Source organism: Nocardia sp. 852002-20019_SCH5090214, assembly GCF_001665865.1.
Taxonomy (GTDB): domain Bacteria; phylum Actinomycetota; class Actinomycetes; order Mycobacteriales; family Mycobacteriaceae; genus Nocardia; species Nocardia nova.
On sequence record NZ_LZMK01000235.1, the window covers coordinates 33097 to 56580 of the forward strand.

Sequence of the window (23484 nt, forward strand, 5' to 3'; positions counted from 1 at the left end):
CGGCACACCCGCCCGGATGAACGTAGACTGGCGACGATGTCTCGAAACGATAACGGGGTTGCGCAGTCCTCGGCCCCGGTCGGCCCGGGGCGCCGGTTACACGCCTACCTCGACGTCGCCGTCGTGGTGGCGGTGCTCGCCGGGACGAATCTCATCGCGCATTTCACCTCGCAATGGGCCAATATCGCGACCGTTCCCGCGGCCGCGGTGATTCTCGTGCTGTTGATGCGACAACGCGGGCTCGGCTGGGCGGAATTGGGACTTTCACCACGGCAGTGGCGTCGCGGAACGCTCTATGCGCTCGGTGCGGTCGCGATTGTCGTGGGAGCCGTGGCGATCGGCGCACTACTGCCGATTACCCGGCCGTTCTTTCTCGCGAATCGATATGCGACCTTGTCCGGGGCATTGATCGCCTCGATGATCGTGATTCCGCTGCAAACGGTGATTCCGGAGGAACTCGCCTTCCGCGGCGTACTGCACGGGACACTGGATCGGGCGACCGGCGCGCGCGGCGTATTCATCGTCGGCTCACTACTTTTCGGCTGCTGGCATATCGCCTCGTCGCTCGGCTTGACCAGCGGGAATCGCGGGTTGAGCACACTGTTCGGCGGCGGTGTCGGCGGGCAGATCGCCGGAATCGCCCTGGCCGTCCTGGCGACCGCGGCCGCCGGTGTGATCTTCACCTGGTTGCGCCGGCGCAGCGGAAGTCTGCTGGCGCCGATCGCACTGCACTGGTCGCTCAACGGCGCGGGCGCGCTCGCGGCGGCCATTGTCTGGCACACCGCCGTGCACTGAAATTCCGCCGCCCCAGCCGAATTCGGAATCGCCGAGCCGAACAGCCCATTTGCATATTCATCCGAACTGATGTTCGGTGAAAGCGTTGACCGCGCCGATGGTCGGCGATTACTCTCTCACCTCGATCACACATATGTTCGAGTACTCGGGTAATCGACCTCGGTAGCGCGGCCGCTGCCGGGAAAGGCACGCCATGCTCGACGAGCAGTCGACCACCACGACCGCCGTCCCTCCGGCGGACTCCGCGCACCTTCCGCTCCGCGACACGGAACGGACCGGCGCAGACGCACACTTCGGGGAGATCTCCGTGGAGGAACCATCGAAGGGCGCGGCCCGGCGCCGGCGCACCCCCGAACATTCCCCGCAGGCGGAGCTGAACGCGTTGGCGCGGCGGGTGGCGACCGCGCGGGGCAAGCTGCCCCTGCAAGCGGACCCGGCGCTGTTCGCCGAACTGTCCGATCGGGAGATCGCCGCCGAACGCGATCTCGCCGAATGGATTCGCACCCAGCGCCGCCGGCAACGCAAACGCGCGGTGACGGCGCAACTGTCGGCCGAGAAGCGTGATCGCCGCGTCGCCCTGGCACTGCGCCGGGCCGACGACGCGGACGCCCGCTGGCACCGGCGCGCCCGCGCGGCCCGCATGCGGGTGTCGAATCCCGATGCGCGCCTGGCCCAACTGTTCCGCCGCGCCGAATGGTCCTCGCGGGCGCTGATCGGCGTCGTCGTGCTCGGCATGGTCTGGGCGGGCGTGAACGTCCAGCACAACCTCGTCCCCAGCGGCGACATGTCGGATCCGCTGTACTGGCTCAGTTACGGCTTCGAGGCGATGATCTCGATCCCGATCATCACGATCATGGTCGTCGCCACGACCGCTGCCCGATGGGGTCGCGACATCGACCGCGGCAAGGTCGTATTCCTGGAAACCGCACTGCTCGGCGTCACCATCGCGCTCAACGCCGGCCCGCATCTGGTGGCGGGCGAACCGGCACGCGCCGCCGAGGCCGCCGTCGCCCCGGTCATGGTCGGCGTCGTGATCTGGTTGCACGCCTGGGTTTCCGCGCGCTATGCGCAGCTCATCGACGACATCCCGATGGAAGACATCGACTCCGATCTCCCGCCGACCGGCTACCGCCCGAGCTACCGCCCGGACGATCTTCCGGAGTGGGCGGAGGCACGTCCGCTGCCCGACAGCGCGGGGTCCGTGGAATTCCCCAGCTATCCCCAGCTCCCGTCGACGACTGCACCGCAACCGGTTTCGGTGGCGGGATGGGATGCCGCGCTGCGGCTCGCGGACGCGGTGGAGAACGGCCGGCCGCCGGCTGCGGCCGTGGCCGCTGCTGCCGCTGTGGCCCCAGCGGAGACACCGTCGACCCCGCAGGCCGCGTCTCCCGTCGAACCTGTCACGGCATATGAGGTCGTCACCGAGGCGACGGCGATCGACGACTCTTCCGACGCGGCACCGGCAAAGATCACGGCACCAACGGAATTCGAGGAGGACGAGGCGCCCGCGCGATCCGATGAGCGGTCGGGATCGCACGGCGCCGGGCTGCGGATCGTCTCCGACGAACCGCACAAGACGCGCACGCGGCGGGCCGTGGACGATGCCGTGCAGTTGGTACTGGGTGAGCCGGTCGCCGAAGCACCGCGACCGGCCGCTGCCGACGTCGACCGCACGACAGCACCGGACGAACCCACCGACCTTCCGGGCGTCGCGGAGGTGGACGAGGCCGAATTCGCCGATGTCGAATCCATCGCCGTCGATTCCGCCGCTATCGATGCCGCGGAGGAAGAGACCGGCGAGGTCGCCATCCGGTCGGTCGCGCACGAGATCCGCCGTCGCGGCCTGTCCAAGCTGTCGGTCGACCAGCTCGCCGAAATCCTGACCCTCACCGACGAATCGTGGACTCCCGCCGCGATCGGTGCCGCCATCGGCCTGCCGGGCTCCCGGATCCTGGGAATTCTGGAGGCGGCGCGCCGCATCACCATGCCGGTGGCGGTCGGCGGCTGAACGCCGATTCGCACCGCCGCCACCAGGCGGTTCAGGCGCCTCGAAGGGGCTGATAAGGAACCTCACAGGCTCGGTCGTAATCATGGAGTGCGACGACCGACTCGAGGAAGCAGATGATCGACACCTTTCCGCGAGCGCATTCGTCGGCGACCTTGCTGCGCGACGGACGGTGCTCCTGCCCACGGATCACGGCACGATGAGTACGGCGACTGCGACATCGGTCCGAGGTAAGCCCACCACCGTCACGACCGAATCGGGGGCGGCCGGGCGGCCTCAGCCGTCGCGGCCCTACCTGCATCAGGTCAACCTGTTCCGGATCCTGACCTTCGCCTGTGTGATCGCCGTCCACGTGATCGACAGATCCAGTGACCCGAACAATGTGTCGGCGAACGGGGCCATGGTGCTGCTGCACTTTCCCCGCGAGGCCTTCTTCACGCTGACCGGATTCGTCCTGATCTACCAGTACGCCGACCGGTCCTTCGACGCGCCGCACTTCTGGCGCCGGCGCTTCGCGCTGGTCGGCATCCCCTACGTCATCTGGTCGGTGTTCTACTGGGGCTATTCGGTGGTCGCCGGCATTCATCAGGAGTCCGTGGCCGGCGCGATACGCCGGTTGGCGGTCGAACTGGCGACCGGTGAAGCCTGGTATCAGTTGTACTTCCTGCTGGTGTCGATGCAGATCTACCTGCTGTTCCCGCTGTTGCTCCGATTCGTGCGCTGGACGGCCGGCCACCACAGGTGGGTGCTGGGGACGAGCGCGTTCGTGCAGCTGGGCATGCTGTGGGCGCTGACGCATCCGCCGACACTCACCGGAATGCCGGCGCAACTGTGGAATCACCTCTACGTGACGGTACTGCCGTACCAGTTCTACATTCTGTTCGGCGCGGTCGCCGCATGGCATATCGGCACCGTCGACCGTGCCGTGCGCCGCTTCGGCCCGCTGCTGATCGTCGGCACCCTCCTCGGGGCGGCGGGCGCCGAGTGGTTGTATCGGCGCGCGGTCGCGGGCGGCACCACACCGTGGCAGGCCGACAATGTCTTCAACCCCTACATGGCCGTCTATTTCCTCGCGCTGATCGTCGGCCTCTACACCGTGAGCACCTGGTGGTCCTGGCTGCGTCCGAAGTACCGCATCGTCGGCCGTATTTCCCGCTACGGCGCCGATCGCTCCTTCGCGGTCTTCCTGATGCATCCGATCGTGCTGGAACTGCTGATCCCCCTTTATCCCCGGCTGCACGACGCGGTCGGCGCGGCGGGTGCGACGGTGCTGTTGTTCGTCGCGGTCCTGGCGGTCACCCTCGCGGTCGTCGGCGCGGTGCGCCACGCACCCGGCAGTATCTATCTCACCGGCCGGGCACGGATCGACGGCCCGATCCCGCTCGTCCGCCGATTGCGGTCGATCGGCCCGGCATCGCCGCGGCGTGTGACCGCCCTCGACACCGGTCACGCACTTTCGGAGTCGTACGGACGGCAGTCGTCCGCCGAGGCGCCGGCGGCGTAACGCGCGGCGGCGTCCGGGACGGCGGGGGCAGAGCCACTGGTGTGGCGGTACGCATCGGCCAGGGCGGCGAGTTCGGCGGCGGTGAGGACATCCTCGATCCGATCGAAGCCGTTCGGCGCCCGCTGCGCCACGGCGTGCAGGACGCGGTCCATGGGCATATCCCGGTTCGCCAGCACGATGGTGTTCACCGCCTCCCGCCGGACCTGTTCGTATCGCGCGAGCCCGGCGATCGGGTCGGCGGCCGCGGCCAGCTCGCAAGCCACGGCGCGGGCGTCGAGAATCGCTTGCGACCCGCCGTTGGAACCGACCGGATACATCGGATGCGCGGCGTCACCCATCAGCGTCACGCGTCCGGAACCCCAGCGCGACAAAGGGTTCCGGTCGACCATCGGATATTCGAGCACTTCGGCACTGGCGCGTAGCAGTGCCGGAACATCGACACCGGCCAGGTGCCAGCCTTCGTAGTGCGGCAGCACATCCGCCAACCGCCCGGCGCGATTCCAGTCGGGGTTCTGCACCCCGGCATCGTGGACGCGCACCTCGGCGACCCAGTTCACCAGCGCACGCCCACGCCGGTGCGCACCACCCGAGATCGGGTACATCACGAATTTCGCGGCGCGATTGGAACCCGCGAGCACCATCGTCCGCCCGTCCAGGAACGGACGAATCTCGCTGACTCCGCGCCACATTCGAATGCCGTTCCACAACGGCCGCCCCTCCTCCGGATGCAACTGCGCGCGGACCGTGGAATGCAGACCGTCGGCGCCGATCAGCACGTCCGCGGTCTCCACGACGACGGTGCCGGCGGCGCGGTCGAGGAACCGGCAACGCACGCCGTCGGCATCCTCGGCGAACGATTGCAGCACCATTCCTTCGCGCACGGCATCGGACCCGAGTCGACGGCGCACCAGATCCAGGAGCAGACCCTGCAATTCGCCGCGGTGCACCGAGTATTGGGGCCACGGGTGCCCCGCGGCGAGTCCGCGCGGCTCACTCCAGATGTGATTTCCGAACCGGTCGAGATGCACCGCGGTGGAGGTGGCGATCGCGCAATCGTCCAGTGCCGCACCGAGTTCCAGTTCATGCAGCTCCCGCACCGCATGCGGGAGCAGATTGATTCCGACGCCGAGCGGGCGAAGCTCACCGACCGCGTCCAGCACGACGGCCTCGATCCCCACCCGGTGCAAGCATGCCGCCGCGGTCAATCCGGCGATTCCGGCCCCTGCGATCAGAACCCGCATCACCGCACCCCCGGTTCATCGACGGCCGGCGCCCCACCCACGATCCGCTCCTCCCGACGACCCGAATCTACCGATTCACGGAACGCGATGCAGAGCGGTCGTTCACCGGAGGTGGAAATGCCGTGCACTCGGCACCACTGTTCCTCGACCCATTCGAGGTATTCGATATCGGCATCGCCGCTACCCGCGCGGTGGCAGCAGACGCCCGGTGAACCCGGCTGCCACCAGCCGGTCGTATGCGGCGCGAACCTTCTCCGGAACGTCCTGCTCGATCGCCCAGCCCTCGGCCGCGTATCGCCACACACGTTGCGTATCCCCCACCAGCATCGTGACCACCCGCTCCACATCACCGATCCGCGCCACATAATCGTCGAGCGATTCCGGCAGCGAACCGCACACCACCTCGACCTCCGGCCACCGCATCCGGCAGGTCGCATAACTGCGCCGCTGTTGATACGGCCGGCAGATCAACATCACCGACTCCACCGCGCGACCCGAGTCCCGCAGCAACGCACGCGAGAAGTCGATGTTCTCGGCGGTATTCGTGGCCCGAGGCTCGACGAGGATGTCATTCGCCGAAACACCCAGCGCCACAGCATGTTCCCGATAGTGCACCGCCTCGCCTCGCGGAAAGGTCACCACCGTAGTAGGTGCGGTGGCACCGGTGAACACGACCGCTGGGAATACGCCCCGGCGAAACAGTTCAGCCGCGTATGTCGCCACTCCGATATCGTGGCTGCCCAGCCCGATTCCCACATCCACCGCTCGCACCTCGTGGCCCATCCGGTTGTAGTCCCACAGCGTGCGGACATCGACGTGGAGGTCAGTGGGGACGCCTGCCAGCGAGGACACCTGCACCTCCTCGTTCGGGTCGAATCAGCCACGACGCTGTCCAGCTTGCACCACCCCCGCTACATCGACATACGAGCCCGGAGATCCGCAGGCGCGGATCGCGAAGGATTCGCGGCCGCTGCGCTAGGTTCGGACCGTGACCAGCTCACCCCCGGAGAGCGCGGCGGCGAGTACCGCCCGGGCCGCGAGCATTCGTCGGTGGCTGCGCCTGGTAGCAGGAGTTCTGCTGGTGCTGCTCGGCGCGTTCTTGACCGTCGCACCGTTCTCGTCGCTCGCGGTGCTGTGGTGTGTCGCGATCGCCGGACTTGTCGGCTCGGCCGTGTCGGGACTCCTCCGAGCCCGGCGCTGGAGAGATGTCCGAAGGTGGGTCGAGTCGTCCGTCTACCTGGCCGCCGCGCTGCTGGCGCTGTGGTGGCCGGGGATTACCACAGAGGTGCTGGCCGTTGTGGTCGGTGTCGCGCTGATCGTCGCCGGTCTTACCGGTCTGCCCCTCGTGTGGCGCGAGCGCGGTGCCACCCGATTCGACGGCATTGTCGGCGGGGCTACCTCAGTAGTGTTCGGCATGTTGGCGCTCGCCTGGCCGGATGTGACCGTGTTGGTCGTCGCCGTCTTGTTCGGCGCCGCCCTGATGGTGATCGGAGTGCGGCAGGTCATCGCAGCGATGGGCGGCCATCACCGACCGCTGGGTGCGACAGCCCCGCCGCGGACGCCGCGCGGCGGACGGTGGCGGGTGGCCGGCACCGTGATGGGCGCGACAGTGGCGCTGGTTCTCGCTCTCGTCAGCGTCGCGTTGCATCGCGACTCTCCGGCTCCCGACGAGTTCTACACCCCGCAGGCGTCCGTGCCGGATCGGGCCGGGCAGCTGTTGCGCACCGAGCGATACGACAATCCCGAGGTTCCGACCGGCGCGCTGGCCTGGCGCATCCTCTATACAACCACTCGCGATCACGGGCAGCCCGCGGTGGCCAGCGGGCTCGTCATCGCCCCGGGGAGTGCGACCACCACACCGAGTCCTGTGATCGCCTGGGCGCACGGGACCACCGGCGTCGCGGTCGGGTGCGCGCCGTCGATCCTGCCGAACGGCCTCAGCGCCGGCGCGATGATGGTGCAGGACAAAGTGATTCACCAAGGGTGGACGATAGTGGCCACCGACTACATCGGTCTCGGCACCGCGGGAACTCATCCGTACCTCATCGGGGAGGGTGAGGCCCGCTCGGTACTGGACGCTGTTCGCGCCGCCCGGCAACTGCCGGACATCCGGCTAACCGATCACGCCGTCGTATGGGGACACTCGCAGGGCGGACACGCCGCCTTGTGGACCGGAATTCGCGCACCCCGGTACGCGCCCGAACTCGTCATCGACGGCGTCGCGGCGCTGGCACCGGCGAGCAACCTGCCGGCGCTGGTGGACAGCCTCGGCAGCGTCACAGCGGGCGAGGTATTCGCCTCCTACGTCATCACCGCTTACGCCGGCACCTACCCCGACACCCGCTTCGACGACTACGTACGCCCTGGTGCGCGCATCATCACGCGCGAGATGGCGCAGCGATGTCTGGCCGAGAAGAGCGTGCTGGTCTCTGTACTCACTTCACTGTTCCTTGACAAGCCGATCTGGCGCGGCGATCCGGATCGCGGCCCGCTGCTCGACAACTTGCGGCGCAACGTCCCGTCCGCCGTGATCCCCGCGCCCGTGTTCATCGGTCAGGGCACCGCGGATACCCTCGTCGTCCCGTCGGCACAGGACGGCTACGTCGCCCAACGCTGCCGAGCCGGTTACGCCGTGGACTATCGCACCTACCCGAACCTCGGGCACCTGCAAGTGGTCGAACCCGAATCACCGGCCATCGCGGACCTGATCGCATGGACGGCCGACCGCTTCGCGCGCCGCCCGGCTGCGAACACCTGCTGATGTGCGGCCCGACCCGTCGACCGCATGCGATGGCCGGCGGTCACCGGTCGAGATCATCCGGAAACACACGAAGGCCCGCTTCCCAACCGGGAAGCGGGCCTTCGCGATTCGACTACACAGCCGAGGCGGAGAAGAAGGAGCCTTCCTACTTCGCCTTTTCGAGGACCTCCACCAGCCGCCACCGCTTGGTGGCAGACAGCGGACGGGTCTCCATCAGCTGCACGCGGTCGCCGACACCGGCGATCTCGTTCTCGTCGTGCGCCTTCACCTTCGAGGTGGTGCGGATGATCTTGCCGTAAAGCGGGTGCTTCACACGATCTTCCAGCTCGACCACGATGGTCTTGTTCATCTTGTCGGAGACGACGTAGCCGATGCGCACCTTGCGCGAGCCACGCTCCTCCTGCTTGGCCGGCGTCTTGGCCGGGCCCTTGGCGTCACTCATGCCGCGTCTCCCTTGCCTTCAGGACCGGAGGCCAGGCCGAGCTCGCGCTCACGCATGACCGTGTAGATGCGCGCGATCTCGTGACGAACCACACGCAGGCGCCGGTTGTTCTGCAACTGGCCGGTCGCCATCTGGAAGCGCAGGTTGAACAGCTCTTCCTTCGATTCACGCAGGCGGGCGACGAGCTCGTCCTCGTTGAGCTCGCGCAGGTCTGCGGCCGGAGTTCCGGTAGCCATCAGAACTGCTCCTCCCTGGTCACGATCCTGCACTTCATCGGGAGCTTGTGCATCGCGCGGCGCAGGGCCTCGCGAGCGGTCTCCTCGTTCGGGTAAGACATCTCGAACATCACGCGACCCGGCTTGACGTTCGCGACCCACCACTCCGGCGAACCCTTACCGGAACCCATGCGGGTTTCGGCCGGCTTCTTGGTCAGCGGGCGATCCGGGTAGATGTTGATCCAGATCTTGCCGCCACGCTTGATGTGGCGGGTCATCGCGATACGCGCCGACTCGATCTGCCGGTTGGTGACGTAGGCCGGCTCCAGCGCCTGGATGCCGAACTCACCGAAGGCGACCGAGGTGCCACCCTTGGCCATACCGGAACGACCGGGGTGATGCTGCTTGCGGTGCTTGACCTTGCGGGGCATCAGCATGGGTCAGCCCTCCTTAGAAACTGACGGAGCCTCGGCCGGCTCTGCCACCGCGGTGGCGGCGCGCCCGGCCTCAGTGCTGGTCGCGGTGGTGCCGGACGAACCGGACCGCCGCGGACGGCTCGGCCGCTCCCGACGCTCGCGACGCTCACCGGACGGGGCAGCGCTGGCCGTGACCTCACGCTTGCCGCCGACGATGTCGCCCTTGTAGATCCACACCTTCACGCCGATGCGGCCGAAGGTGGTGCGAGCCTCGTACAAGCCGTAATCGATGTCGGCGCGCAGCGTGTGCAGCGGCACCCGACCCTCACGGTAGAACTCCGAGCGCGACATTTCGGCGCCGCCGAGGCGGCCCGAGCACTGCACTCGAATGCCCTTGACGTTCGGCGAACGCATGGCCGACTGGATGGCCTTGCGCATCGCGCGACGGAACGCCACACGGTTGGACAGCTGCTCGGCCACACCCTGGGCAACCAGCTGCGCATCCGACTCGGGGTTCTTGACCTCGAGGATGTTCAGCTGAACCTGCTTGCCGGTGAGCTTCTCCAGCTCGGCGCGGATGCGGTCGGCCTCGGCGCCGCGACGGCCGATCACGATGCCCGGACGCGCGGTGTGGATGTCCACCCGGACGCGGTCACGAGTGCGCTCGATCTCGACCTTCGAGATGCCGGCCCGCTCCATACCCGTGCTCAGCAGCTTGCGGATGGCTACGTCTTCCTTGACGTATTCCTTGTACTGCTTGTCGGCGTACCAGCGGGACTTCCAATCGGTGGTGATACCGAGGCGGAAGCCGTGGGGATTGATTTTCTGTCCCATTTACTTAGCCCCTCCCTTCCGGCGGCTACGAGCCGGGGCGGCGCTGGCGACGCTCTCGACCTCGATCGTGATGTGGCTGGTGCGCTTGCGGATCCGGAACGCGCGGCCCTGGGCGCGCGGCTGGAAACGCTTCATGGTCGCGCCCTCGTCGACATACGCCGTCGAGATGACCAGGGTGTCGGGGTTCAGGCCGAAGTTGTTCTCGGCGTTCGCCGCGGCGCTGGCCACGACCTTGGCGACGGGTTCGCTGGCGGCCTGCGGTGCGAAGCGCAGGATGTTCAGCGCATCCTCGACCCGCTTGCCGCGGACCAGGTCCACGACGCGGCGAGCCTTCATCGGAGTGACGCGAACGTGCTTCGCGGTCGCGCGCGCGGTCGGGTTCTGAAGCGTGGTGTCTTGTTCGCTCATCGCCGCTTGCTCTTCCGATCTTCCTTGACGTGGCTCCGGAACGTCCTGGTCGGCGCGAACTCACCGAGCTTGTGCCCGACCATGTTCTCCGAGACGAACACCGGCACGTGCTTGCGGCCGTCGTGGACCGAGAACGTGTGGCCGATGAAATCGGGGATGATGGTCGAACGACGCGACCAGGTCTTGATGACCTGCTTGGTGCCCTTCTCGTTCTGGACGTCCACCTTCTTGAGGAGGTGTTCGTCGACGAACGGGCCCTTCTTGAGGCTGCGTGGCATCTTTAACCTCCTCCTTAACGCTTCTTGCCGCGGCGGCGGACGATGAGCTTGTCGCTCGGACGGTTGGGCTTACGAGTACGGCCTTCGGGCTTACCCCAGGGCGAGACCGGGTGGCGACCACCGGAGGTCTTGCCCTCACCACCACCGTGCGGGTGGTCGACGGGGTTCATGACGACACCACGGACCGTGGGGCGGCGACCCTTCCAGCGCATACGGCCGGCCTTACCCCAGTTGATGTTCGACTGCTCGGCGTTGCCGACCTCGCCGACGGTGGCGCGGCAGCGCACGTCGACGCGGCGGATTTCGCCGGAGGGCATACGCAGGACGGCGTAGGCGCCTTCCTTACCCAGCAGCTGGATGCTCATACCGGCGGCACGAGCCAGTTTGGCGCCACCGCCCGGACGCAGCTCCACCGCGTGGATGGTGGTACCGGTCGGGATCGAGCGCAGCGGCAGGTTGTTGCCGGGCTTGATGTCGGCGCCGGCGCCGGACTCGATCCGCGTGCCCTGGGCGATGCCCTTGGGCGCGATGATGTAGCGCTTCTCGCCGTCCGCGTAGTGCAGCAGGGCGATGTTGGCGGTCCGGTTCGGGTCGTACTCGATGTGAGCGACCTTGGCCGGGATGCCGTCCTTGTCCAACCGGCGGAAGTCGATCAGACGGTAGGCCCGCTTGTGACCGCCACCGCGATGACGGGTGGTGATCCGGCCGTGCGCGTTACGACCACCGGACTTGGTGAGCGGGCGCAGCAGCGACTTCTCGGGAGTGGACCGGGTGATCTCGGCGAAGTCCGAAACGGACGACCCGCGCCTACCCGGCGTAGTCGGCTTGTACTTACGGATTGCCATGAGTTCTTCTCTGCTTTCTGAAGATCCGACCGCTTACGCGACCGGGCCTCCGAAGATCTCGATGGGCTTGCTGTCGGCCGAGATGGTCACGAGCGCGCGCTTGGTGCTCTTGCGCTGGCCGTAACCGAAGCGGGTCCGCTTGCGCTTGCCCTGACGGTTGGCAGTGTTGACGCTGGTGACCGTGACGCCGAAAACCTTCTCGACGGCGATCTTGATCTGCGTCTTGTTCGAGTCCGGGTGCACCAGGAAGGTGTAGGTGCCCTCTTCGATCAGCCCGTAGGACTTCTCGGAGATCACCGGCGCGAGCAGAATGTCGCGGGGGTCGGCGATGGTGGTCACTTGCTTTCCTCCTGTGCAGACTCGGCCGGGCCGTGCACGAACGCGTTGAGCGCCTCGACGCTGAACACGACGTCGTCGCTGAGCAGCACGTCGTAGGTGTTCAGCTGGTCCGGCGCGATCGGGTGCACACCCTGCAGGTTCGCCACGCTCTTCCACGCGGTGACATCTTCGCGGCCCACCACGACCAGCACCTTCTTGCGGTCCGACAGCTCGGCCAGGAAGTTCTTGGCGGCCTTGGTGGACGGCGTCTGGCCGGCGACCAGTTCGCTGATGACGTGGATGCGCTCGTTGCGGGCCCGGTCCGAGAGGGCGCCACGCAGGGCGGCGGCCTTCATCTTCTTGGGCAGACGCTGCGAGTAGTCGCGCGGCTGCGGGCCGTGCACGGTGCCACCGCCGGTGAACTGCGGCGCGCGGGTCGAACCCTGGCGGGCGCGGCCGGTGCCCTTCTGGCGGTACGGCTTCTTACCACCGCCGCGGACCTCGCCGCGGGTCTTGGTGGCGTGCGTGCCCTGGCGAGCCGCGGCCTGCTGGGCCACGACGACCTGGTGCATCAGCGCGATGTTGGCGGTCGCGTCGAAGATCTCCGCGGGGAGCTCGACGGTGCCGTTGGTCTTGCCGCCCGGCTCTTTCACCGGAAGCGTCAGGTTGGTCTTAGTGTCGGTGCTCATGCCCGGGCACCACCCTTCGCAGCGCTCTTGACGATCACGATGCCGCCCTTGCGGCCCGGGATCGCGCCCTTGATCAGCAGCAGGCCGTTCTCGGCGTCCACCTTGTGGACCGAGAGGTTCTGCGTGGTCACGCGGTCGTTACCCATCCGGCCGGCCATCCGCATGCCTTTGAAAACACGGCCAGGCGTCGAACATCCACCGATGGAGCCCGGCCGGCGGTGCACAGCCTGCGCACCGTGGGCGGCGCCCTGCCCCTTGAAGCCGTGACGCTTCATGACACCGGCGTAGCCCTTGCCCTTGCTGGTGCCGGTCACGTCGACGTAGGCACCCTCTTCGAAGACATCGGCCGACAGTTCCTGGCCCACCTCGAACGAGGCGGCGTCGGCGACGCGGATCTCGGCGACGTGGCGACGCGGGGTGACACCGGCCTTGCTGAACTGCCCGGCGACGGGCTTGGTCACCTTGCGCGGGTCGATCGCGCCGAAGGCGAGCTGAACGGCGGAGTAGCCGTCGCGCTCCTCGGTGCGGATCTGGGTCACGACGTTCGGTCCGGCCTTGACGACGGTCACGGGAACGACGCGGTTCTTCTCGTCGAACACCTGAGTCATGCCGAGCTTGGTGCCCAGGATGCCGGCCGCCGGCCTGTTCTTGTTGTCAGTCATATCTGCAATCCCCGTCACTGAATGTTGACGTCGACGCTGGCCGGCAGATCGATGCGCATGAGCGCGTCGACCGTCTTCGGCGTCGGGTCGAGGATGTCGATCAGCCGCTTGTGCGTGCGCATCTCGAAGTGCTCGCGCGAGTCCTTGTACTTGTGCGGCGAGCGGATGACGCAATACACGTTCTTCTCGGTCGGCAACGGCACCGGCCCGACGACGCGGGCACCGGTGCGGGTCACCGTCTCGACGATCTTGCGTGCAGACGCATCGATCGCCTCATGGTCGTAGGCCTTGAGCCTGATGCGGATCTTCTGTCCCGCCACGCTGAGTGTCCTTTTCTCCGCTTACGTTGTGACCCAGGAGCTTTCGCTCCCGAACCACCCTCATTTGCACAGCCCGAACACACGAAGACGCATCAGCCACCAACACGACCGGGGCGCACCCGATCCATCGCCGCTGTTCATCTGTCATGGTTCTTCCGGTCCACGCGGTCGGGCGTGTCGCCTCTCCGCTCATTCTTCGACCCCGGGCATATTTCACCTGTTGGGTCTCGGAACTTCGTCCCGGACGTACCCGCGCCGGACTCGACGCCGATACTCAGTGGGTCCTGCTCACCTACCGGCGATGGACACACACCACCGCTGCAGGCAACCCGAACAGTATGCCCGAGGCCCCCCACCCACTCCAAATCGGGGGTCGTCCGCCCCCGCGGACGCGCCGCGGCCCTGGTAGGACGGTACCGGACCGCGCGGCGGCGCGTCGAACTTACTCCAGAGTAAGGTGTTGCCATGACCACAGAGACCGCTACCTACCGCGGCTGGAAGAAGCTCCCCGACAACCGCCTCGGACATGCCCTGTTCTCGGTCGGCATGATCGCCCGCGTCCCCTACTTCGGCACCGTCGTGCCGAACGTCGTGCGGCTGGAACCGGGATTGTGCGAGGTCACCGCACCCAAGTGGTTCGGGATCCACAATCACCTGGGCACCTTCCACGCGATCGCGGCCTGCAATCTGGCCGAGGTCGCGATGGGCATGCTGAGCGAGGCCACGGTTCCGACCACCCACCGCTGGATCCCCAAGGCGATGAACGTGCAATACCTGGCCAAGGCGGAATCCGGCCTGCGCGCGGTCGCGAAACTCGACCGGATTCCGGACTTCGCGACCCTCACCGAAGGGACGGAAGTGGTCGTCCCGGTGTCGATCTACGACAAACACGGCGTCGAGGTCGTGCACGCCGACATCACCACCTGGCTGACGCCGAAGTAGCCGATCGGCCCGGCTCAGCAGGGCGGGGGCGGCGGCGCGCCGGCGACCGCGGCCGTGATCTCGGCGATCGCGCGCGGATTCGACAGCAGATCGTTGTGGCTGACCGCCAGCGCCGGGCACCCGTCCTGGATCCAGATATTGCGATTGTCGCCTTGCGGATCGGCCAGCAATGCGGTCTCCGCCGGGGTGATCACCTCGTCGGTGCGGCTCGCGATCGCGGTGTAGCGGATCCCGGGCTCGGTTTCGCCGTGGGCGTTGAGCCGGGTCAATGTCGGCGTGCCCGGAACCTGCTCGGCGCCTGCGGGACCGAAGACCTGGGCCGCGGTCTGCTCGCCGTCCATCCCGATGGCCCCGTAGAACGGGAACATCTTCGGCAGGCCTTCGAAGGTCGAACCCCGGTAGGGCGTGCCGACTGTGACCACGCTGTCCACCACGCCCGGATGGCGGCGCACATACTCCCGAATCTCGGTGCCGCCGGTCGAATGCCCCACCATCTCGACCTTCGGCGCGCCGGTCACCCCGCGCACCATGGCGACGAACGCGGCCAGTTGCACCGCTTGCGAGCCGATATCGGCCACGCCGTAGACGACGTTGCCCTGTACGGCCGCGGCGACCGGGCCCAATCCCGGCCAGCCGGCCTCGGAGACACCGTTCAGTCCGAGCGTCGGCAGCGGTACCCGTCCCACATCGGCGGCGAAGACGCAGTAGCCCTGGCTGCGCAGCGCGGGGGCCAGCGCGCCGAAGCTGCGCTGGGCGTCGGTCGCCGCACCGTGCGCCAGGATCACCGGATAGGGCTTGTCACGGGTCGGGCGACAGGAGAAATCGTTCGCGCCGGCCAGCGGCGGAACGTCCATCGCGAAGGCGTGCGCTCGCGGCGCGCGGCCGGCCGCGACGGCGATCAGCGCGCACAGGAGCACGGAGATCGTGGCGAACCGCACCGCACTCATGGCAGCCCAGGGTAGCGGAAGGATTGCTCGCCGCCGTCCGGCCACACCTGGGCGCCCGGTGACGAATCAACGCCCTCAGCAGGGCGGGGGCGGCGTGCCCGCGACGGCGGCGGTGATTTCGGCGAGCGCGCGCGGATCCGACAGCATCGCGTCGTGGGCGACGACGAGGGTGGGGCATCCGTCCTGCAGCCAGATGTTTCGGTTGCCGCCCTGCGGATCGCTCAACAGGGCCGTCTCCGGAGGGGTGATGACCGTATCGTCGCGGCTGGCGATGGCGGTGTAGCGGATTCCCGGATGGGTCTCACCGTCGGCGTTCAACCGGTTCAGGGTCGGCGTTCCCGGCGCCTGTTCGGCTCCGGCGGGTCCGAAGACCTGCGCCGCAACCGCCGGCCCGTCCATACCGAGCGCGCCGTAGAAGGGGAACATCACCGGCAGGCCGGCGAAGGTCGATCCGCGATAGGGCGTGCCGACGGTGACCACGCTCGCCACCTGCTCGGGGCGGTGGCGCACGAATTCACGAATATCCGTGCCGCCGGTGGAATGGCCGACCATGACAACCTTCGCCGCTCCGGTCGCATCCAGGACCCGTGCGACGAAGGCACCCAATTCCGTTGCCTGCGTGGCGATATCGGCCACGCCGTAGATGCCGTTGCCCTCCACTGCCGCGGCCGCCGGACCCAATCCCGCCCATTTCGGATCGGGCACACCGTTCGCGCCCAGATTCGACAACGGCAGTCGTCCCACATCGGCAGCGAAAACACAGAAGCCGAGCCGGTGCAATTGCGGTGCGAGTACGGCGAAGCTGCGCCCGGCGTCGGTGGCTGCGCCGTGGGCCAGAATCACCGGATAGGGCTTGTCCGCGGTGGTCCGGCAGCCGAAATCGTTGGCGCCCGGCAAATACGGCACTTCGGCCGGGAAGGCCGCGGCCTGGGGCGCACGGGCGCCGGCCCAGGCGATCAACGCCCCCAGGACCAGCGCGAGTATCGCGCGCGCAGTGGGATTGCGATCGCCGCGCATCGGTTACAGTCCCAGGCCCGAGGCCAGCACCGGCCACGATTTCTTCAGGTCGTCCTGCCAGTAACCCCAGGAGTGCGTGCCGGTCGGCCGGAAGTCATAGGTGGCGGGGATGTTCAGCGAGTCCAGCCGTGCCTGCATGTTGTGGGCGCAGTAGTTCGTCGCCGATTCGATGATGCCGCCGAGCACGAGCTGATTGGCGTAACCCCATTCCCCGGGCAGCGAGTATTCGCCGTTCAAGGTGTCGTAGGGCCCGGGCAGTCCGCTGCCGTTCGCGATGTAGATGGCCTTGCCGCGCAGGCCCTCCGCGTGCACGTAGGGATCGTTGCCGACCCAGTCCGGATCGCCGGGCGGACCCCACATGTTCTCGGCATTGCCCCATCCCCACGTCTCGACCGTGAGCCGGACGAATTCCTGTCCGACCGGATCGGAGGTCTGCGCGCATCCGCTGTAGGAGCCGACCGCGGAGAACAGGTCCCCGGCGGTCGCTGCGAGCGCCAAGGTCGTGGTGGCCGACATCGAATAGCCGGCAATTCCGTTGCGGCCGTTGGCATCCAGATACGTGTTCAGAAGCGGCGGCAGTTCCTGCGTCAGGAAGGTGCGCCACTTGTTGCGACCCAGGTGCGGATCGTCACGCTGCCAGTCGGCGTAATAGCTGAACATGCCACCGATCGGCGTCACCACGTTGACGTTCTTGTCGGCGAGGAATTTCAGCGCATCGGTTTTCGTCGCCCAGGTCGAGCCGTCGAGACCGCCGCCGGCGCCGAGCAACAGATACAGCACCGGACGCGGGGCGCTCGTATCGGCGGCCCGCTGCACCTGCACTTCGATGTCCTGCCCCATCGCCGCGGAGTGCACGAACAACGACTGATGGCGCGGATCGTCGGTGCGGACCCGGACGATCGCCGAGTCCGAGCCGGTCGGACCGGGCGCCGGCGCGGGATCGGCCGCACCGTTCCCCTGGCACATCAGCAGGGCGGCGGCGGCCACCACCGCCGTACTCATCATCCGCGGCATGGATCTGTGCCGCGGAGTCCGCCCCGTGTCTCGAAACCTTCGCATATCGTTCTCCCTGGCCACCAGCAATCGGCGAGCACCCCCCGACGGCGCCCGTGGTCTCAGGTTATGAACTGCCCCAATGCATTTCACGACGCGAATTGCTACGCCACGAGTTTTCGGGGCGTAACATCTACGGCCCCCGCGGCGATGCGGGGCCGGGCTGGGAGAATGCGGCCATGAGTGCGCAGCATGTCCGTCGAGCCGATCTGTGCGTGGTCGGGCTCGGGCCGACCGGCCGTGCCGTCGCGCACCGCGCGATGCGGGCGGGGCTCGACGTGGTGGCGGTGGACCCGCGGCCCGAGCGGCTGTGGCCGCCGACCTTCTCCTGCTGGGTCGACGAACTTCCCGCGTGGCTGCCACACAGCGCGATCGCCCAGCGCATCGAGGCGCCCACCGTCTGGACGCAGACGCCGCATCGAATCGAAAGGCCGTACTGCGTACTCTCCAAGCCCGGGCTACGCGATGCGCTACCTCTAGACGATGCCACCGTGCTGGCCGGTCGCGCTACCTCTGTCGACGCTCATCGCGTCGACCTGCAGGACGGCAGCACGATCACGGCCGCCACGGTGGTGGACACCCGCGGGCTCGCCTCGCCGGGGGCGCGGCGCACCGCCAGCGCGCACGGCATCTTCGTCGACGCCGAACGAGCGGCGCCGATGGTCGGCGACGGCGAAGGGCTGCTGCTGGATTGGCGCGTCGAGAACGGCGCGGGTCCGGACGAGCCGCCCTCGTTCCTGTACGCCGTCCCGCTCGGCGACGGCACGGTGATCTTCGAGGAGACCAGTCTCGGCCTGCGCGGCGGCATGCCGCAGCACGAACTGCGCCGGCGCACCCTGCATCGGCTCGCCGCGCACGGCATCCGGCTGCGCGGTGACGAGCCGTCCGAGGCCGCGCACTATCCGCTGGATCAGCCACCGCCGCCGATGCGTGGTTCGGCGCGCGGAAACGACCCGGTTCCGTTCGGCTCCCGCGGCGGAATGATGCATCCGTGCACGGGCTACAGCGTCGCCGATTCGTTCGCCCTGGTCGACTCGCTGGTCGATGCGGTGCGCACGGGTTCCGATCCGGTCGCGGCGCTGTGGCCGTGGCAGGCCCGGCTGGTGTACTGGATGCGGATGCGCGGCCTCTATGGCTTGGGGCGGTTGACCACCGCGCAGTCGATCTCGATGTTCGAGGCCTTCTTCACCGCCTCCCCGCGCCAGCAGCGGGCGCTGCTGTCTGCGCACGACGACTACGCGGCACTGGGCGCGGTGCTGTTCATGACGGTGTCGCGGACCTGGCCGTTCCGCTGGCGATACGACCTGGTCGGCTGGGCGAACCGCAACCGCTGGGTGGGCTACGACTATCCGGCGGCGACGTCGGACCGGACGCTCGACGCGGCGCTTCCGGAGGACGGGAGCGTGGGCGGCTAGCCACCCCGGCAGCGACGCCATCGAACACGCTCCGTGACCGAGTAGGTGGCCGCCTCCGCCCGAACATCTCCCCCACCGGCTACTTCAGCCACCGAGAGATGCTGTGGCGCAGCACTCTCCGCGGCCGCTGGTTCGGCTCGAGCGTCCTAGTGCGCGAATACCGCTTTGCGCTTGCCCAGCATCGCCGCGGCACCCTCGGCGAAATCGGGTCCGCGCAGCAACTCGGCCTGCCCGGCCTTCTCGGCGGCGAGCGCCTCGTCCAGCGAGGCCAGCGCGGCGCGGTTGAGGGTGCGCTTGGTGAGTTCGAGGGCGCGGCGCGGGCCGTGGGCGAGTTTCGCCGCCACCGCTTCGACCTTCGCATCGAGTTCGTCGACGGGCAGGACCCCGGCCAGCAGCCCGCGCCGGTACGCCTCGGTGACCGGCAGCCGCTCCCCGAGCAGCGCCAGCTCCGCCGCCAGCGCCCGCCCGGATGCCGCGGCCACCAGCGCGGCGGCGCCACCGTCGGGCATCAGGCCGATGTTGATGAAGGCCTGCAGTAGATAGGCCTCCTCGCTCGCATAGGTGAAATCGGCGGAAAGCGCCAGCGCCACACCGATTCCCGCGGCGGCGCCACGCACCCGCGCGATGACCGGCACCGGCGCGTCGATGATCGAGCGGACCATGCGGTTCGCGCCGTCCATGGTCATCTCCGGTGTGATGCCCCGCTCCTTCTCGGCGGCCGCCGCGGCCAGATCGGCGCCGGTGCAGAAGTCGCCGCCCGCCCCGGTCAGCACGATCACGCGGATCGACGAATCCTGCGCCACGTTGCTCAGCGTGTCACCGAGAGCGATCATCGCGTCGTAGCTGAGAGCGTTCTTGCGACCGGGATTGTCGATGGTCACCCGCAAAACGCGATCGTCCCGCACGATGGTGAGGCCGGGGGTGTGGTCGTGATCGCTCATGGTTACTCCCAGGTGGGCCGCCGCCGACGGCGACGAGACGAGAATGATGGTTAACTTTGCGAATTGTGGTTAACTTATGTTGACTTGTCCGGCGCTGTCAACCAGTCGGCGCCGTCGACGAGCCGAAACGCAGAAGGAGAGGTGTATGGTCGCGGATCGCAGCGAGGCCGGGCTCGCATCCGCGCGACCGGGTACCACCACGACGCCCCGGCGTCGGCCGAAGAATCGCAAGGCACAGATCGTGCGGGTCGCCGCCCGCGCCTTCAGTGAACGTGGCTATCACCCGGTGGGCGTCGACGAGATCGCCGCCGAGGTGGGCATCTCGGGACCGGCGCTGTACCGCCACTTCGCCAACAAGTACGCACTGCTGGTGGCCGCCGCCGAGGCCGGCGCCCAGCAACTGCTCGACGCCGCCAAGGCCGCCGACGAACCCGGGCTCGATCCGAAATCGCGCCTCACCGCGCTGATCCGCGCGCTGGCCGAGCACACCATCGATGTCCGCCGCGAGGGCGGGTTGTACCGCTGGGAGCGCCGCTACCTCGAGCGGGAGGACCGCGCCCGCATCCGGGTGATCTACGACGAACTGCAGGATCTGATCGAATCCGCGGTCGCCGCACTGCGACCGGATGCGCCGCCCGCCGATGTCGAACTGCTGGCGACCGGCATGCTGGGCGTGATCGGCAGTATCACCGCCCATCGCACCGCCCTGTCCAACGCGCGGCTCACCGATCTGATCCTCGATATGTGCTGGTCGCTCCTGCACACCGAACTGCCGCCGCTGCCGGATCCGGCGGCCACCGGGGCGCCGGTGCGCGGATTGCCGCTGAGTTCCAAACGCGAACAGCTGCTCACCGAGGCGATCCGCATCTTCGGCCGCCAGGGCTATCACGAGGCCAGTATCGAGGAGATCGGCGCCGCGGTCGGGATCAACGCGTCCAGCGTCTACCGCTATTTCGCGAGTAAATCCGATCTGCTGGCCGCCGCGTTCCACCGCACCGGCGAACGCGTCGCGATCGCGAATTCCGAGGCGCTGGCGGAGGCGACCAGCCGCTCCGACGCCGCGCTGCGCATCGCCGCCCGGTTCGCGCGGCTGACCTTCTCGACGCCGGAGATCCTGCCGGTCTACTTCGCCGAATTCTCGAATCTGCCCGCGGCCGAACAGCAGAAACTGCGTTCGGTGCAGCGTCAGAACGTGCTCGAGTGGGCGCATCTGCTCGACGACGACCCGGCCGAGGCGCGCTGCCGCGTCCATGCCGCCATCGCCCAGGTGGTCGATGTCGGGCGGCGGGTGCGCTTCGAGAATCGGCCGGAACATGTCGCCCGGGTGTGCGCGCTGATGGAAGCGGTTCTGCTGGGCTGGAATTCGCCGCCCGAGACGGCGCAGGGCGAACAGGTCCAGGCGTAGCCGCTCCGGGCCTAGCGATCCAGGCGGGGCGGCCGCGGCTAGAAGCGGCTGTGACGAATCCGGAAGATCGCCCGGGTCAGCCGCAGATGGCGCGGGTGCCGGTCGAAACTCGACAGATCCACCGGCGCCCGATAGCGCTTCTCCGCGATCGCCAGCGTCCGGCTGAATTCGCGCAACCCGGCCTCGCCGTGCGTATGTCCCTGCCCGTACTCGCCGACACCGCCGAAGGGCAGGGCCGGATTGGCGGCGTAGGCCATGGTCGAATTCACCGTCACCACACCGGTTCTGATGCGTTCGGCGAAGTCGGCGACGCCCCGCACGTCGCGGGTGAACACCGAGACCGCCAGTCCTTGATCGGCGGCGTTGATGCGGTCGATGGCCTCGTCGATATTCGCCACCCGATTCACGATCAGCACCGGCCCGACCGCCTCCGCGGTGATCGCCTGGCTGTCCTCGGGCACGTCGGTGAGCACGATCGGCTCGATATACGGTTCGCGAATCGATTCCAGACCGCCCACCACGGCCCGGCCACCGCGCGCGATCGCGTCCTTGACCTGACGGCGGACCACGTCGACCTGGGCATCCATGATCATCGGCCCGTAGGAGGCCTTGCGGTCGCCGCCGGGACGCAGCGAACGCGCCCGGGCGACGACCCGTTCCAGGAACGGTTCGTAGACCGAGTCCGCGACGTAGGCCCGCTGGATACCGGCCGGGCTCTGCCCCGCGTTGGACATGGCACCGAACACCGCCGCCTCGGCCGCGGTGTCGAGTTTGGCGTCGACGTGCACGATCATCGTGCCCTTGCCGGCCTTCTCGACCACGACGGGCGTCAGGGTGGGTGCGCACAGTTCGATCACCTCGCGCGCACCGGCCTCCGAGCCGGCGTAGGCGATCTTGTCGACCCGAGCGCGGCACAGTTCGGCACTGGTGGCGCTGGTTCCCGTGATCGCCTGCAGGACGGGTTTGTCCGGCGCCAGTGCCGCCCAGCTGTCGGCCAGCCACACGCCGACACCCGGGGTGAGCTCACTGGGTTTGAACACCACCGCGTTGCCGGCGGCCATCGCATAGGCGATCGAGCCCATCGGCGTGAAGACCGGATTGTTCGGGGAGCCGAGCACCCCGACCACGCCCAGCGGCAGATAGCCCACCGACGCGCGCTGATTGCGGGTGAGCCAGGTCGAGGCGAGTTTGCTTCGCCCCAAAAGCTTTTCGGCATTGCGCGCGGCCCAGTTCAGATGTTCCACGGCGAGCATGATCTCGATCGCGGCATCGACGCGCGGCTTACCCGACTCGGTGCAGATCAATTCGGCCAGCTCGCCGGCATTGCGGGCGATACTGCGCTTCCATTCCAGCAGCCAGCGCTTGCGCCCGGCGAATCCGATTGCCGCCCACCAGGTCTCGGCCGACCGGGCGGCGCGCACGACGTCGGTGACCGCGGCCGCGTCCAGGATCGGATATTCCCCGATGAGCTCGCCGGTGCGTGGATCGTGGGACTTCAGCATCTCGGCCATTGGCCACCCTCTCGCCGGCGGAGACCTCGGCAGTCGTTCGACGTGCGCACCAGCAGCGGGCGGGCGACGATGCCGCAGGAGGGTGCGGACGAATCGGATACCGCTCCCCTGATCGTCAGACTATGGTGCCCTCCGGGCGGGCGACAACAACCGCGAACATCCTACGAACCACCCGGTCCGCGTCCGGACCAGCGACAATGGTGATCGGTGCCGGTTGGACACCGGAAGTGTGACCAACGCCACAGATTACGGGCGCTGCCGCATTTCGACTTCACCACGTTTCAGATCGCGGTAGAACCTACCGCGATGGAAAAATTCGGGACCGCGAGCGGCATCCCGAGCTCGCGGCACCGACAGCCGCGCAGCCGGACGAAGTAACATCGCGCCCGGTGGAAGGTATCCATCAACCGGGACAAAGATCAGCGTTCCGGACAATCCGGTCGCGCCCCGGCCGATAGTGGAGAGTTGATGCCGAGTTTGGACAACGCAGGATCACACACACCGCGTGAGGATTCGGGCG

25 protein-coding genes are annotated in these 23484 nt (G+C 68.0%); 7 read left to right on the top strand and 18 right to left on the bottom strand.

What is annotated here, in order from left to right:
- Positions 1-36: 36 nt before the first annotated feature.
- From A5780_RS18835 to A5780_RS18845, 3 genes are all read left to right on the top strand, one after another.
- On the top strand, positions 37-795 hold the full coding sequence (locus A5780_RS18835) for a CPBP family intramembrane glutamic endopeptidase (protein ID WP_063018225.1): 759 nt from the start codon (positions 37-39) through the stop codon (positions 793-795).
- 307 nt (positions 796-1102) lie between these two features.
- Positions 1103-2803, top strand: a complete 1701-nt coding sequence (locus A5780_RS18840; protein ID WP_146102149.1) for a hypothetical protein — start codon at positions 1103-1105, stop codon at positions 2801-2803.
- A gap of 196 nt (positions 2804-2999) precedes the next feature.
- Positions 3000-4304: an acyltransferase gene (locus A5780_RS18845; protein ID WP_181068495.1), complete on the top strand. Its 1305-nt coding sequence runs from the start codon at positions 3000-3002 to the stop codon at positions 4302-4304.
- Here A5780_RS18845 and A5780_RS18850 read toward each other — a convergent pair.
- Together A5780_RS18850 and A5780_RS18855 are read right to left on the bottom strand one after the other, a co-directional pair.
- The gene (locus A5780_RS18850; protein WP_064909130.1) at positions 4247-5545 is read right to left on the bottom strand and encodes a flavin-dependent oxidoreductase; all 1299 of its coding nucleotides are present in this window, start codon (positions 5543-5545) and stop codon (positions 4247-4249) included. The two genes, A5780_RS18845 and A5780_RS18850, sit on opposite strands and share 58 nt — an antisense overlap.
- A gap of 180 nt (positions 5546-5725) precedes the next feature.
- On the bottom strand, positions 5726-6397 hold the full coding sequence (locus A5780_RS18855) for a YdcF family protein (RefSeq protein ID WP_064909151.1): 672 nt from the start codon (positions 6395-6397) through the stop codon (positions 5726-5728).
- Between the two features lie 136 nt (positions 6398-6533).
- Here A5780_RS18855 and A5780_RS18860 point away from each other — a divergent pair, with 136 nt between their 5' ends.
- Entirely contained in the window at positions 6534-8306 is a 1773-nt protein-coding gene (locus A5780_RS18860) for a lipase family protein (RefSeq protein ID WP_063018217.1), read from the top strand.
- Positions 8307-8451: 145 nt separating this feature from the next.
- Here A5780_RS18860 and rpsQ read toward each other — a convergent pair whose 3' ends face one another.
- From rpsQ to rpsJ, 11 genes are read right to left on the bottom strand one after another with little or no spacing between them, the layout of a single operon-like run.
- The gene (gene rpsQ, locus A5780_RS18865) at positions 8452-8748 is read right to left on the bottom strand and encodes a 30S ribosomal protein S17 (protein ID WP_030513365.1); all 297 of its coding nucleotides are present in this window, start codon (positions 8746-8748) and stop codon (positions 8452-8454) included.
- A complete protein-coding gene (gene rpmC / locus A5780_RS18870; protein WP_025347181.1) occupies positions 8745-8984 on the bottom strand; it encodes a 50S ribosomal protein L29 in 240 nt (79 codons plus the stop codon). The genes rpsQ and rpmC overlap by 4 nt, the downstream gene beginning before the upstream one ends.
- Positions 8984-9400, bottom strand: coding sequence for a 50S ribosomal protein L16 (gene rplP, locus A5780_RS18875; protein WP_040704375.1), 417 nt, complete (start codon positions 9398-9400; stop codon positions 8984-8986). Before rplP ends, rpmC begins: the two co-directional genes overlap by 1 nt.
- Before the next feature lie 3 nt (positions 9401-9403).
- A complete protein-coding gene (gene rpsC / locus A5780_RS18880) occupies positions 9404-10213 on the bottom strand; it encodes a 30S ribosomal protein S3 (RefSeq protein WP_063018215.1) in 810 nt (269 codons plus the stop codon).
- Positions 10214-10621: a 50S ribosomal protein L22 gene (gene rplV / locus A5780_RS18885; RefSeq protein ID WP_025347178.1), complete on the bottom strand. Its 408-nt coding sequence runs from the start codon at positions 10619-10621 to the stop codon at positions 10214-10216.
- Positions 10618-10899, bottom strand: coding sequence for a 30S ribosomal protein S19 (gene rpsS, locus A5780_RS18890; protein ID WP_030513362.1), 282 nt, complete (start codon positions 10897-10899; stop codon positions 10618-10620). Before rpsS ends, rplV begins: the two co-directional genes overlap by 4 nt.
- A 14-nt stretch (positions 10900-10913) precedes the next feature.
- Positions 10914-11744, bottom strand: a complete 831-nt coding sequence (gene rplB / locus A5780_RS18895; RefSeq protein WP_030513361.1) for a 50S ribosomal protein L2 — start codon at positions 11742-11744, stop codon at positions 10914-10916.
- A gap of 33 nt (positions 11745-11777) precedes the next feature.
- Positions 11778-12083, bottom strand: a complete 306-nt coding sequence (gene rplW, locus A5780_RS18900) for a 50S ribosomal protein L23 (RefSeq protein ID WP_025347175.1) — start codon at positions 12081-12083, stop codon at positions 11778-11780.
- On the bottom strand, positions 12080-12751 hold the full coding sequence (gene rplD, locus A5780_RS18905; RefSeq protein ID WP_063018213.1) for a 50S ribosomal protein L4: 672 nt from the start codon (positions 12749-12751) through the stop codon (positions 12080-12082). The genes rplW and rplD overlap by 4 nt, the downstream gene beginning before the upstream one ends.
- Entirely contained in the window at positions 12748-13413 is a 666-nt protein-coding gene (rplC, locus tag A5780_RS18910; RefSeq protein ID WP_030513358.1) for a 50S ribosomal protein L3, read from the bottom strand. Before rplC ends, rplD begins: the two co-directional genes overlap by 4 nt.
- 14 nt (positions 13414-13427) lie before the next feature.
- Positions 13428-13733: a 30S ribosomal protein S10 gene (gene rpsJ / locus A5780_RS18915; RefSeq protein ID WP_003938093.1), complete on the bottom strand. Its 306-nt coding sequence runs from the start codon at positions 13731-13733 to the stop codon at positions 13428-13430.
- Between the two features lie 465 nt (positions 13734-14198).
- Between rpsJ and A5780_RS18920 the strand changes: the two genes are divergently transcribed.
- A complete protein-coding gene (locus A5780_RS18920) occupies positions 14199-14675 on the top strand; it encodes a hotdog fold domain-containing protein (protein WP_064909131.1) in 477 nt (158 codons plus the stop codon).
- 14 nt (positions 14676-14689) lie between these two features.
- Here the strand turns inward: A5780_RS18920 and A5780_RS18925 are convergent, their stop codons facing one another.
- From A5780_RS18925 to A5780_RS18935, 3 genes are all read right to left on the bottom strand, one after another.
- Positions 14690-15622 (bottom strand): triacylglycerol lipase, encoded by a 933-nt coding sequence (locus A5780_RS18925; RefSeq protein ID WP_063018209.1) that lies wholly within the window; start codon positions 15620-15622, stop codon positions 14690-14692.
- Between the two features lie 75 nt (positions 15623-15697).
- Entirely contained in the window at positions 15698-16639 is a 942-nt protein-coding gene (locus A5780_RS18930) for a triacylglycerol lipase (RefSeq protein ID WP_082857398.1), read from the bottom strand.
- Between the two features lie 3 nt (positions 16640-16642).
- On the bottom strand, positions 16643-17644 hold the full coding sequence (locus A5780_RS18935) for an alpha/beta hydrolase family protein (protein WP_174555036.1): 1002 nt from the start codon (positions 17642-17644) through the stop codon (positions 16643-16645).
- A 227-nt stretch (positions 17645-17871) separates the two neighbouring features.
- On the opposite strand from A5780_RS18935, the gene A5780_RS18940 reads away from it, so the two are divergent.
- Positions 17872-19107, top strand: coding sequence for a lycopene cyclase family protein (locus tag A5780_RS18940; protein ID WP_064909132.1), 1236 nt, complete (start codon positions 17872-17874; stop codon positions 19105-19107).
- Positions 19108-19253: 146 nt separating this feature from the next.
- Here A5780_RS18940 and A5780_RS18945 read toward each other — a convergent pair whose 3' ends face one another.
- Positions 19254-20048, bottom strand: coding sequence for an enoyl-CoA hydratase (locus A5780_RS18945; RefSeq protein ID WP_064905182.1), 795 nt, complete (start codon positions 20046-20048; stop codon positions 19254-19256).
- A 145-nt stretch (positions 20049-20193) separates the two neighbouring features.
- Between A5780_RS18945 and A5780_RS18950 the strand changes: the two genes are divergently transcribed.
- A complete protein-coding gene (locus A5780_RS18950; RefSeq protein ID WP_063025619.1) occupies positions 20194-21453 on the top strand; it encodes a TetR/AcrR family transcriptional regulator in 1260 nt (419 codons plus the stop codon).
- Positions 21454-21491: 38 nt separating this feature from the next.
- Here A5780_RS18950 and A5780_RS18955 read toward each other — a convergent pair whose 3' ends face one another.
- On the bottom strand, positions 21492-22955 hold the full coding sequence (locus tag A5780_RS18955) for an aldehyde dehydrogenase family protein (protein WP_082976567.1): 1464 nt from the start codon (positions 22953-22955) through the stop codon (positions 21492-21494).
- Between the last annotated feature and the right edge of the window lie 529 nt (positions 22956-23484).